At 68.2% G+C, this 12216-nt stretch carries 9 protein-coding genes; 3 read left to right on the top strand and 6 right to left on the bottom strand.

Features of this window, described 5'->3' with window-relative positions; genetic code table 11:
* Positions 1–11: 11 nt before the first annotated feature.
* From BLW75_RS24925 to BLW75_RS24910, 4 genes are all read right to left on the bottom strand, one after another.
* A complete protein-coding gene (locus BLW75_RS24925) occupies positions 12–2114 on the bottom strand; it encodes a PhoX family protein (protein WP_034314278.1) in 2103 nt (700 codons plus the stop codon).
* Positions 2115–2293: 179 nt separating this feature from the next.
* Positions 2294–4336 carry a PhoX family protein gene (locus BLW75_RS24920; RefSeq protein WP_091598299.1) on the bottom strand — a complete coding sequence of 681 codons (2043 nt, stop codon included), beginning with the start codon at positions 4334–4336 and terminating at the stop codon, positions 2294–2296.
* A 98-nt stretch (positions 4337–4434) separates the two neighbouring features.
* Positions 4435–5652, bottom strand: coding sequence for an MFS transporter (locus BLW75_RS24915; protein WP_034314283.1), 1218 nt, complete (start codon positions 5650–5652; stop codon positions 4435–4437).
* The gene (locus BLW75_RS24910; protein ID WP_034314286.1) at positions 5642–6100 is read right to left on the bottom strand and encodes a MarR family winged helix-turn-helix transcriptional regulator; all 459 of its coding nucleotides are present in this window, start codon (positions 6098–6100) and stop codon (positions 5642–5644) included. The genes BLW75_RS24915 and BLW75_RS24910 overlap by 11 nt, the downstream gene beginning before the upstream one ends.
* A gap of 82 nt (positions 6101–6182) precedes the next feature.
* On the opposite strand from BLW75_RS24910, the gene BLW75_RS24905 reads away from it, so the two are divergent.
* Positions 6183–6818: an HAD family hydrolase gene (locus tag BLW75_RS24905; RefSeq protein ID WP_034314289.1), complete on the top strand. Its 636-nt coding sequence runs from the start codon at positions 6183–6185 to the stop codon at positions 6816–6818.
* 90 nt (positions 6819–6908) lie between these two features.
* Here BLW75_RS24905 and BLW75_RS24900 read toward each other — a convergent pair whose 3' ends face one another.
* Together BLW75_RS24900 and BLW75_RS24895 are read right to left on the bottom strand one after the other, a co-directional pair.
* The gene (locus tag BLW75_RS24900) at positions 6909–7991 is read right to left on the bottom strand and encodes an inositol-3-phosphate synthase (RefSeq protein ID WP_034314293.1); all 1083 of its coding nucleotides are present in this window, start codon (positions 7989–7991) and stop codon (positions 6909–6911) included.
* Between the two features lie 61 nt (positions 7992–8052).
* A complete protein-coding gene (locus tag BLW75_RS24895) occupies positions 8053–8598 on the bottom strand; it encodes a PadR family transcriptional regulator (RefSeq protein ID WP_005168208.1) in 546 nt (181 codons plus the stop codon).
* A gap of 247 nt (positions 8599–8845) precedes the next feature.
* Here BLW75_RS24895 and BLW75_RS24890 point away from each other — a divergent pair, with 247 nt between their 5' ends.
* Both BLW75_RS24890 and BLW75_RS24885 read left to right on the top strand, forming a co-directional pair.
* The gene (locus tag BLW75_RS24890) at positions 8846–9259 is read left to right on the top strand and encodes a DUF5318 domain-containing protein (protein ID WP_034314297.1); all 414 of its coding nucleotides are present in this window, start codon (positions 8846–8848) and stop codon (positions 9257–9259) included.
* A gap of 508 nt (positions 9260–9767) precedes the next feature.
* Positions 9768–12146 (top strand): transglycosylase domain-containing protein, encoded by a 2379-nt coding sequence (locus BLW75_RS24885; protein ID WP_091599925.1) that lies wholly within the window; start codon positions 9768–9770, stop codon positions 12144–12146.
* Positions 12147–12216: the final 70 nt, after the last annotated feature.

Raw genomic sequence — 12216 nt, 5'->3', positions numbered from 1 at the left:
GCCGGAGGCCACTACTTGACGCCGATGCGGCCGACCTGGCCCCAGCGGCCCTTCTTCCACACCGACACGATCGACGGCCGCGGCTGCGACGTGCCGCCGTCCGGCCAATGCGACGTCGGGTTCGCGGAGCCGGCCGCGTCCTCACCCGGGTGCTGCACGGCGACGAGCACCAGGTGGTCGGTCACCACCGGGCCGCAGCATTCCGCGCCGACCGGGACCGACAGGAACTGCTTGACGTGCCCGCGCTCCGGGCCGTCGACCGGCACCGAGAACAGGCCGTCGTGCGAGCCCAGCGCGTTGCCGTCGGTGGAGATCCACAGGTTCCCGTGCCGGTCGAACGCGACGTTGTCCGGGCAGGAGATCGGGCTGACCTGCTCCTTCGGGAAGCCGCCGAAGTAGGTGTCCGCCGTCTTCGGGTCACCGCAGACCAGCAGGAGCCGCCAGGAGAACTTCGTCGACGCGGCGTCTCCGCCGTTCTCTTCCCACTCCAGGACGTGGCCGTTGCGGTTGTTCGGCCGCGGGTTCGCCTCGTCGACGTTCGCCTTGCCGGCGGGGCCACGCTGGCTGTTGTTGGTCAGCGCCGCGTAGATCCGGCCGTTGACCGGGTTCGGCTCGATGTCCTCGGGCCGGTCCATCTTGGTCGGCTGGACCTTGTCCGCCGCCTCGCGGGTGAAGACGTAGACCTCTTCGGCGGTAAAACCGTCCACAAAGGACTTGTCACCGGCGGCCAGCGGGATCCACTCGCCGACACCGTCGAATTCGCCGTCCGCCGGGAGCTTGCCGGTGCCGTCGATCTCGGCGGCCGGGCTGTCGCCGGTGAACCGGCCGACGTACAGCGTGCCGTCGTCGAGCAGCGCCGAGTTGTGGCGACGCGCGTGCGCGCTCTTGCCCGGCTTGTACTTGCCCTTGGAGACGAACTTGTAGATGTACTCGAAGCGCTCGTCGTCACCCGAGTAGACGGCGACGCGGCCGTCCTTGGTGATCTTGATGTTCGCGGCCTCGTGCTTGAACCGGCCGAGCGCGGTGTGCTTGATCGGCGTCGAGTTCGGGTCGTTCGGGTCGATCTCGACGACCCAGCCGAACCGGTTGGCCTCGTTGGGCTCCTGCGCGAGGTCCCAGCGCTTGTCGAACCGCTCCCACTTGCGGGTGCTTTCGGTGCCGGAGAAGCCGTACCGCTTCAGGCGTGCCGCCGCCACGGGGTCGGTGACCTTGGCCGCGTTGGCGAAGTACTGGTTGACGTTCTCCTCGCCGGAAAGCACGGTGCCCCAAGGGGTCACGCCGCCGGCGCAGTTGTTCTGCGTGCCGAACACCTTGCGGCCGGTCGGGTCCGCGGACGTCTTGAGGTACTTCGAACCGGCGGCCGGGCCGCGCACCTCGAACGGGGTGTTCAGCGTGATGCGGCGGTTGAACGGGCTCGGCGTCACCCGCAGGGCGCCACCGATCGGGTCGCGGAAGGCCTGGACGACCGAAAGGCCGTGCGCCGCCCACGCGATCTTGACCTGCTCCTCGGTCGGGTTCTTCGGGTCGTACTGGTCGGCCGGGAACATGTGGACCTCGGTGGTGTACTCGTGGTTCACCACCATGAGGTTGCGGATGCCCAGCGGATCCTGCGGGATCAGGCCGACGAAGTCGCAGTTGTACCCGAACTGCTTCGCCTGCGCGGCCGCGGTCTGCTTGTGGAAGTCGAACTTCGGCGCGCCCCACTCGACGGCGTCGCCCCAGCGGATGACGACGCGCTGCTCGTAACCCTCGGGGATGGTGACCGCGTCGAGCGTGTTCGGCGGCACCGCTTCGAAGTCGGTGCCCGGCACCGGACGTCCGGGGCGGCCCGGTTTCCCGTGGCCCGCGGCGGAAACGCCAGCCGGGGTTTCGGCGGCGGCCGTGCCGGACAGCGCGGCGAAACCACCGGCGGCCGCGGCCATCACGGCGCTCGCCTTCAGCGCGCCACGGCGGGACAGCACGTTCTTGACGACGTCGCCGAAGTACTCGTTGTCCGACGTGTTCGGCTCGGGGTGGGCGCACGCGTTGCCGCAGCGGTACTCGCAGGTGACCGCGGAGCGGCCACCGGGGTGGGAGGTGATCAACGGCAGCAGCCGCTGAGGCTCGAAGGACACAGGGCCTCCATGGTCGCGGTGGGTACACGTAGTCCAGTCGGGGGAACGCCGTGACGTTAAGCGACCAAAACGATCCAGCTCTGGCCAGAAGATGAACAGCGTGCGAACGAGCGATGGCGCGCTGCCGGACCCGGTAGCGCGCCATCGACCAAAAGTACTGCTAGATCGTTGCTTGTCGACTAAGAACCGATGTCGGCCAGGCCGTGCCTGCCGGGTTTCCACACCGCCACGACCGAGGGACGCGGCTGGGTTTCGCCGCCATCCGGCCAATGGGAGGCCGGTTTGTCGGCGTTCGCGCCGTCCACTTCACCCGGATGCTGGACACAGACCGTGACGATCTTCCGCTCGACGATCGGGCCGCAGGTCTCCGCGCCGCGCGGCACGGTGAGGAACAGCTTGAGCTCCCCGCGGTTGCGGCCTTCCAGCGGTACCGAGTAGAGACCGTCGTTGATGCCGAGGGCGCCCGCCGAGTCGGTGGAGATCCACAGGTTGCCGTGCCGGTCGAAGGCCACGTTGTCCGGGCTGGAGATCGGCGAGACCTGGTCCTTGGGGAAGCCGGCGAAGTAGGTGTCCGGCGACGCCGGATCACCGCACACCAGGAACAACCGCCAGCTGAAGGTCAGCGCGAGCGCGTCCCCGCGACGCTCTTCGAGTTCCAGCACCTGACCGTGCTTGTTGTTCAGCCGCGGGTTGGGCTCGGTGGCGCCTTCCTTGCCGGGGTTGCCGCGCTCGACGTTGTTGCTCAGCGCGCAATAGATCCGGCCGGTGTACGGATGGGCCTGGATGTCCTCGGGACGGTCCATCTTGGTGGCGCCCACCCGGTCGGCCGCCTCGCGGGTGAAGACGTAGACCTCTTCGGCGGTCATTCCGTCCACAAAGGACTTGGTGCCGGACGCCAGCGGGATCCATTCGCCGCCGCCGTCGAATTCGCCGTCACTGGGCAGTTTCCCGGTGCCGTCGATCTCCGCGGGGGGGCTGTCGCCGGTGAACCGGCCGACGTAGAGCGTGCCGTCGTCGAGCAGGGTCATGTTGTGGCGCCGGGCGTGCGTGCTGTTCCCCGGCTTCATCCGGCCCTTCGAGATGAATTTGTAGATGTACTCGAAGCGCTCGTCGTCGCCGGAGTAGGCGACCACGCGGCCGTCCTTGGCGACGCGGATGTTCGCCGTCTCGTGCTTGAACCGGCCGAGATGCGTGTGCTTGACCGGGGTGCTGTCCGGGTCGTTCGGGTCCAGTTCGATCACCCAGCCGAAGCGGTGGGCCTCGTTCGGCTCCCTGGCGATGTCCCAGCGCGCGTCGAACCGCTCCCACTTGCGGGTGGTCGCGGTGCCCTTGATGCCGTAGCGCCCGTAGCGCTTGCGCTTCACCGGATCGGCCACGGTGTCCGCGTTCCCGAAGTATTGGTTGATGTTCTCCTCGCCGGACAGGATCGTGCCCCACGGCGTGACGCCGCCCGCGCAGTTGTTCATCGTGCCCAGCACCACCGTGCCGGTGGGATCGGCGGCGGTCTTCAGGAGGTCGCTGCCCGCAGCCGGGCCCGTGACCTTGAACGGCGTGTGCAGCGTGATCCGCCGGTTGTAGCGGGACATCTTCGGCCGCAGGTGCCCGGTGTCGCGTCCGCGCGACACCTGGACGACGGTCAGCCCGTGGGCCGCCCACGCGATCTTGACCTGTTCCTCGGTCGGGTTGTTCCGGTCGTAACCGCGGAACATGAACTCTTCCGAGGTGTACTCGTGGTTCGTGACCAGGAGCGCGGAGAGCCCCCAGTGGTCCAGCGGCAGGAGCGCGGCGAAGTCGCAGTTGTAGCCGAACTGCTTCGCCTGCGCCTCGGCGGTCTGATGGTCGAAGTCGAACTCCGGCGCGCCGGGCAGCACCGCGTCACCCCAGCGGATGACAATGCCCTGCTCGTAGCCCTCGGGCACCACGACGGCGTCGAGGGTGTTCGGCTGGACTCGCTCGTAATCCGTGCCGGGTGGCGGCTTCGGACGGCCCTCGGGGGCGGCGGAGGCAGGCGCGGCCAGCGCGAGCGGGGTGCCGGCGGCCAGCGCGACGACGGCGGTCGCCTTCAACGCGCCGCGGCGGCTCACCGCGCCGAGCACGTCGGCGAAGGTGGGGTTGTCCGATGTGTTCGGCGCGTCGTGGAAGCACGCGTCGCCACAGCGGTAGGTACAGGTCACTGACGCTCGGCTTGGTGAGTGGCCGGCCAGCAACGGAAGGAACTTCACGCGGACCTCCGGTCAGGCAGTTCGGGAGGTCGACGCTAAGGCACCGGACCGACGAGAGGAAACCCCTCGTTGGTCCGGTGTTCACCCTTTGTTCGGATTTACATCTCTTCGCCCACGAGGGCGGCTTCGGCCGGAACCGTGTGCGGGTCGGCGGACTTCTCGCGGATCGTCAGCAGGGCGCCGGCCAGCACGCAGAGGATCGCGGCGATCACGAACGGCGCCTGCTTGGCGCCGAACCACTCGGCCAGGTGACCGACGACGGTCGCGGCGACCGCGCCGCCGAGCCAGCGGCAGAAGTTGTACCCGGCGCTCGCGACCGGACGCGGAGCGCCGCTGATCGACATCGCCGTACCGGTGAAGAGCGTGTTGAGCAGGCCCGACACCAGACCGGACAGGATGATGCCGACGACCAGCACCGGCTTGCTCGGGATCGCCATGACCAGCAGCAGGACGGCGTAACCGAAGACGGCGACCACGGTCGCGTGCCGCTCACCGAGCTTCGCGGCGAGCTTCGGCGCCAGCACCACGCCCGCGACGGCGACCGAAAGGCCCCAGCCGCAGAAGATGAGGCCGACGGCGACGGCGCTCCACTCCAGCACGAACGGCGACCAGGCCAGCACGACGAAGAACGCGGCGGTGTAGAGCGCGGAACCGATCGACGTACGCAGGAGCCCGCCGTGCTTGAGCGCGCGGAACGGGTCGAGCAGGCGGATCTTGGGCCGCTTCTCCTTCGCGTCGGCGGCCAGGAAGATCGAGCACAGTACGAGACCGCACAGCATCAGCAGCGAAGTGCCGAGGAACGGGCCACGCCACGAGATGCTGCCGAGCAGGGCGCCCAGCAGCGGGCCGACCGCGAGACCGACACCGAGCGCGGCCTCGTACAGCAGGATCGCGCCCGCTTGGCCGCCGGTCGCGGCGCCGACGATGACCGAAAGCGCGGTCGCGATGAAGAAGGCGTTGCCGAGTCCCCAGACCGCGCGCAGCCCGATGAGCTGCTCGATCGACCCGGACGCGGCGCACAGCGCGGTGGCGACCACGACCAGCGTCAGCCCGACGACCACGGTCCGCTTGGCCCCGAACCGGGCACTCATCGCGCCGGTCACCAGCATCGCGACCGCCTGGACGCCGAGGTAGCTGGAGAACAGCAGGGTCACTTCGGAGGGCGTCGCCTTCAGGCCCTCCGCGATCGACAGCAGGATCGGGTCGACGAGCCCGATGCCCATGAACGCGATGACCGCGGCGAACGCGGTGATCCATACCTGTTTGGGCTGTCCCTTGACGGCGTCCAACAGGCTCGAGTGGTGCTCAGCGCTCATCGCGGATCAGTTCCTCCTTCTTGTCTTCGTGCAGCAATCGGGTGAAGGCGGGGAGCGCGGCTTCGATCGCGATGCGGTCGGTCTCGTCGAGTTGGAGGAGGCGTTCGCGGAGGAACTCCTCCCGCGCGACGATCAAGTGCCGATGGAAGCGCTGCCCCACCTCGGTGACCTCGACGAGCACCGCCCGGCCGTCGGCGGGATCGCGGCGGCGGCTGACCAGGCCCAGCCGTTCGAGACGGCGGACGACGTCGGTCATCGTCGGCATCCGGACCCGCTCGAGGTCGGCGAGCGTGCTCATCCGGCGCGGACCACCGTTGAGCAGCTCCGACAGCACCGAACCCTGCGTCAGGGTGAGCCGCACCTGCGGCGTCTCCCGGCGGACGAGGTAGTACAGCCGGAACACCAGCGGGCGGAGCCGGTGGGCGAGGCCGGCGACTTTCGTGGTCACTTAGCCATGCTAACTAAAATTACTGAGCATGGCTAAGTAATCTGCCGCACAGGTTCGCCGGACAGCGCCTAGGGTTGGGGGTGTGGAAGCGGTGATCTTCGATCTCGACGGTGTCCTGGTGGATTCGGAAAAGATGTGGGACGAGGTCCGCCGGGCGGTCGTCCACGAGTTCCACGGCACCTGGCGGGAGGAATCGACCAGGGCCATGCAGGGGATGAGCACCCCGGAATGGGCCGCCTACCTGGCACACGACCTCGGCGTCCAGCTGCGGCCCGCGGACGTCGCGCAGGTGGTGATCGACCGGATGGCGCGGCGGTACGCGGAGAAACCGCCGATCATCCCCGGCGCGCCGGGGGTCGTGCGAGAGGTCGCGAAACACTGGCCGGTGGCGATCGCGAGCTCGTCGCCGCCGCTGCTGATCAAGGCGTTCCTCGACATCACGCGGCTGCCGGTGCCGACGGCGGTTTCGTCGGAGCAGGTCGGCGCCGGGAAGCCGGCGCCCGACGTGTACCTGAAGGCGGCCGAGCTACTGGGCGCGGAGCCGAAGAACTGCGCGGCCGTGGAGGACACGACCAACGGGCTGCGAGCGGCGCTGGCCGCGGGGATGACGGTGTACGCGGTGCCGAATCCGCATTTCCCGCCGGATCCGGCGGTGCTGGAGCAGACGACGGTGGTCGGGAAGATCACGGACCTGCCGTCGGCCCTTGAGGAGGGCTGAAGGGGACTTTCCCCGCATTACACGCAGCGAAAGCTCCCTTCACCGCATCGCATGCGGTGAAGGGAGCTTTCAGCCCACGTCAGGGGAGGGTCACGCCTCGCCGGCGATGAACTTCTCGACCTCGTCGCGCGCGGTGGCGTCGTCGTACTGCTCCGGCGGCGACTTCATGAAGTACGAGGAAGCCGACAGGATCGGGCCGCCGATGCCGCGGTCCTTCGCGATCTTCGCGGCGCGCACGGCGTCGATGATGATGCCCGCCGAGTTCGGCGAGTCCCACACCTCGAGCTTGTACTCCAGGTTCAGCGGCACGTCGCCGAAGGCACGGCCTTCGAGCCGGACGTAGGCCCATTTGCGGTCGTCGAGCCACTGCACGTAGTCGGACGGCCCGATGTGGACGTTGCCCTTGCCGAGCTCGCGGTCGACCTGCGAAGTGACCGACTGGGTCTTCGAGATCTTCTTCGACTCGAGCCGCTCCAGCTCCTTCATGTTCAGGAAGTCCATGTTCCCGCCCACGTTGAGCTGCATCGTCCGGTCGAGCTGGACGCCGCGGTCTTCGAACAGCTTCGCCAGCACGCGGTGCGTGATGGTGGCGCCGACCTGCGACTTGATGTCGTCACCGACGATCGGGACACCGGCCGCGCGGAACTTCTCCGCCCACTCGGGGTCGGAGGCGATGAACACCGGCAGCGCGTTGACGAACGCCACCCCGGCGTCGATGCAGGCCTGCGCGTAGAACTTGTCGGCCTCTTCGGAGCCCACCGGCAGGTAGGAGACGAGCACGTCGACCTCGGCCTCGCGCAGAGCGGCGACGACGTCGACCGGGGTCTCGTCGGACTCCTCGATGGTCTCGCGGTAGAAGCGGCCGAGCCCGTCGTAGGTGTGCCCGCGCTGCACGGTGACACCCAGCGGCGGCACGTCGGCGATCTTGATCGTGTTGTTCTCCGAGGCGAAGATCGCCTCGGACAGGTCACGGCTGACCTTCTTGGCGTCCACGTCGAACGCGGCGACGAACTCGATGTCGCGGACGTGGTACTCGCCGAACACGACGTGCATCAAACCGGGCACGCGAGTGCCGGCATCTGCGTCACGGTAGTACTGAACGCCCTGGACCAGCGAGGCCGCACAGTTGCCGACGCCCACGATGGCCACCCGAACGCGGCGGTTCTCGCCCATGCCGGTTTCTCCTTCATTAGTCCAACAGTTGTAGGTAATGCGCAGCGCGCTGGAGAGCGCCTCAGGTCTCCGGGCCGCGCTGCTCGGCCTGTTCGTGCGCGATCAGCTCGTTGAGCCAGCGCACCTCCCGCTCACTGGACTCCAGCCCGAGCCGGTGCAGCTCACGGGTGTAGCGGTCGATCTTCTCCTCGGCCCGCGCCATTGCCGTCCGAAGTCCTTCACGGCGTTCCTCGACTCGACGACGGCGGCCTTCCAGGATTCGCATCCTGACGTCGGCCGGTGTCCTCGAAAAGAACGCCAGGTGGACGCCGAAGCCTTCGTCGTCCCACGTCTGCGGCCCGGCGTCGCCGAGCAGTTCGGCGAACCGTTCCTTGCCCTCGGCGGTGAGCTTGTACACCCGCTTGCCCCGGCGTGCCCACGCCCGGTCTTCCACCTCTTCGAGCTCCTCGACGAGGTAACCGGCGCGAAGCAGCCGACGCAGGGTCGGGTACAGCGAGCCGTACGAGAACGTCCGGAACATCCCGAGCGTCTCATGCAAACGTTTGCGCAGCACGTAACCGTGCATGGGGGTCTCGTGCAGCAGCCCCAGGATCGCGAGCTCGAGCACACCGCACCCCCTTCCGGGAACAAACCGCGACCGGTCGCGTTGGCCACCGTGACCGGCTCGGTCAACCTACCGGCCCACTATATCGCGCCGATACATCGAAGTGGTGTAGCTAACCCCGAACGGGTACTCGGAAACCCGGCGAAATTCACCGGAGAGTTATCGAATCGTCGGCGTGTCCGACCGCATACGGACCGTCCCGCCGACAACGGGGCGTGGACCACACAGCAAGAGCCCGTACTCTGTTGGCGTGCGAAACCAGCGGCAGGTCGTGGACTACGCCTTACAGCGGCGCGCGCTGCTCAAGGGCGTCCACTCCGGACGGGTCGGCACATACGACGTCTGCGACGCGGGCCCGTACCTCCTCCGGGCCGCCAAATTCCACGGCCGACCAGGCGATCAGGACTGCCCGGTCTGTCATCGGGAGGAACTGACCCTGGTGTCGTGGGTGTACGGCGACGAGCTCAAGCACGCCGCCGGATCGGCCAAGACGCCGGACGAACTGGTACGGATGGACGGGCACTTCGCGGAGTTCACCGTCTACGAGGTCGAGGTCTGCGGGAGCTGTCACTGGAACCACCTGGTGCGCTCCTTCGTCCTCGGAACAGGAGATCCGGGAACCACCCGGCCACGGACCCGGTCGCAGAGGACAGCGGGTCAGTGACAGGTATCGAAAACGCAGTTGACCACAGAGCGGCGTCCCCCGAAGCGCCGGTCTGGGAGGCCCCTTCGTGAACGACGATCGCAATCGCTCCTGGCCTGGCCAGGAGCCTGATGCACCTCGCCGTGCCTCATGGCCGGGCGAGGCCGACGATCCCGGCTGGCCGAGCGAAGACCCGCCGCGCCGCCCCCAGCGCCGGACTCCCCCGAACGGCACCCCCCGCTCGGCGAACCCGCGCGCCGCCGTACCCCCCGCTTCCGACCCCCGCGCTTCCGACCCACAGTGGCCGGGCGGCGACGCCGGCGGCCCCGAGTGGCCCTCCGACAACGAACCCCGCCGTCCCGCGGCGCCGCGCCGTCCCAACGGCATGCCTCCGCGCAGGCAGGGCCCCCCGCCGCCCGGTGGCCGCGCCGCCGGTGACCCGCGTGCCCGCAACGGTGGCGCCGGGCACCGCCCGCCGCCTCCGCCCGGCGACCGTCGTCCTCCCGCCCCGGCCGATCAGGCGACCGCGCTGGTCCGGCCGGTCGAGCCGGAACCGTACGAGCGCGAGCCGGACCTCATCACGCATCACGCGCACAACGGCACCGAAGACCCGTACGGCTACGACCCGTACGACGACCGCTATGACGATCGTCACCCGAGCGCCGCTTTCGGCGCGGAGGGCGAGGATCCCTACGACGACGAGCCCGCCGAAGAAGAAGAGGACGGCAAGAAGAAGGTCCTCACGCCGAAGCAGCGCAAGAAGCGCCGATGGCGGATCGTCCGCCGGGTGCTCTACGCGATGTTCGGCCTGTTCGTCGTGGTGCCCGCGATCGCGTTCGTCATCACCTACTTCCTGGTGGACGTCCCGACGCAGGAAAGCGTCGCGAGCCTGCAGAGCCAGCCGATCACGCTGATGTACGCCGACGGCAGCCCGATGGGCAAGATCGCGCCCGCCAGCGGCGGAAGCCGGTACCTGCTGAAGCCGGGCGACATCCCGGACACCGTCAAGAAGGCCGTGTACGCGGCCGAGGACTCGTCGTTCGAGACCAACTCCGGGTTCGACGTCGGCGGCATCCTGCGCGCGGTCTACAACAACGTCACCGGCGGCCAGGGCGGCGGTTCGACGATCTCCCAGCAGTACATCAAGAAGGCCACGGCCAACGAGGCGCCGACGCTCACCCGTAAATGGACCGAGCTGGCCAAATCCTTCAAGATGAACAACCAGATGTCCAAAGAGGAGATCATCACCGCCTACCTCAACACCATCTACTTCGGCCGCGGCGCGAACGGCATCGAAGCGGCCGCGCAGGCCTACTTCAAGAAGCCCGCCAAGGAGCTCGGCGCGCCCGAGGCGGCGCTGCTCGCCGGGCTGATCCAGGGCCCGAGCAAGTCCGAGAACGACGCGTACGCGCAACGGCGCTGGAACTTCGTGATGGACCAGATGGTGGCGAACAAGTGGCTCGAGCCGGGTGAGCGCGCCGCCGCGCAATTCCCGAAGCCGATCCCGAAGGCGCAGGCGAAGGCCGATGACGCCGGGACGCTGAGCCTGCACATCCGCAACCGGGTGATCGACGAACTCGAAGCCCGCGGCTACGACCAGGACCGGCTGCACCAGGGCGGCTTCAAGATCACCACGACGATCGACCCCAAGGCCCAGAAGATGGCCGAGGAGTCCGTCGCCGAGGGGATGAAGGGCCAAACGGACGAAAACATCCTGAACGCGCTGGTCGCGATAGACCCCAAGACCGGCGGCGTGGTCGCCTACTGGGGCGGCCCGGACTGGACGAAGAACGACAAGGGCCAGGACGTCCAGGCCATCGACTGGGCGAACGTGCCGCACAACCCCGGTTCGGCGTTCAAGGCCTTCGACCTGACCGCGTTCCTCAAGATGGGCAAGGGACTCGGCGAGACCTTCGACGGCTCCAACAACCGGAAGTTCGACGGCCGCACGATCCGGAACGCGGGCGAGAGTTCCAACTGCGGCACGCAGTGCACGGTCGCCGAGGCGATGAAGGTCTCCGCGAACACCGTGTTCTACGACATGGTCCGCAACGAGACGAAGGTCGACCCGGTGGCGAAGGCCGCGAAGGAAGCCGGCGTGATGGTGGAGGCCGACGGCGGGAAGGCGAAGCTGAGCCCCGACATCAACATCGCGCTCGGCGGTGGTGGCACGGTCACCACCGCGGAGGACATGGCGGCCGGTTTCGCCACCTTCGCCGGTGAAGGTGTCCGGCAGAAGCAGCACTTCGTCGCGAAGCTGACCAACTCGCAGGACGAAGTCGAGTTCGACGAGACGACGCCCAAGGGCACTCCCGCCTTCAGCGACGACGCCGCCAAGAGCAAGCAGATCGCGGGCAACGTCACCGACGCGCTCGAAGAGGTCATCCCGTACTCGAAGCTCAAGTGCCCGAAGGGTCACGAGTGCGCGGGCAAGACCGGGACGCAGCAGTACGACTTCAAGGACAGCGACCCGGCGAGCTACCGCGACCGCAACGCGCAGACCTGGATGGTGGGCTACACGCCGAGCATCTCGACGTCGGTGTGGGTCGGCGGTGACGGCAACAAACCGCTGCACGACAAGAACAACAAGCCGATCTACGGCCGGACGATCGCCGGTCCGATCTGGGAAGACTTCATGTCCCGGTACATGACCGGCAAGCCGTCGGAGAAGTTCGACAGCGTCAAGCCGATCGGCAAGGACGCGCGGTACGTGCCGACGACGACGGCGCAGAAGCCGCCCGTGACGTCGACACCTCCCGAGACGCCGACGACCACCCCGACGCCGACGACGCCCACCGAGCCGACCGAGACGACGCCGACGAAACCCACCAAGCCGTCGAAGCCGAGCTGGACGAGGCCGGGACCGGGGACTTCGGATCCGTTGTTCCCGAACGCCGAAGATCCGTGACGATCGGGCTGAACAGGTGCTGAAAGGTGTGCCGGGCGAGCGCCCGGCACACCTTTTTTCTTCGCACCGA

The organism is Amycolatopsis lurida (assembly GCF_900105055.1).
GTDB lineage: Bacteria > Actinomycetota > Actinomycetes > Mycobacteriales > Pseudonocardiaceae > Amycolatopsis > Amycolatopsis lurida.
This window is presented reverse-complemented; position numbering and strand designations above follow the sequence as displayed.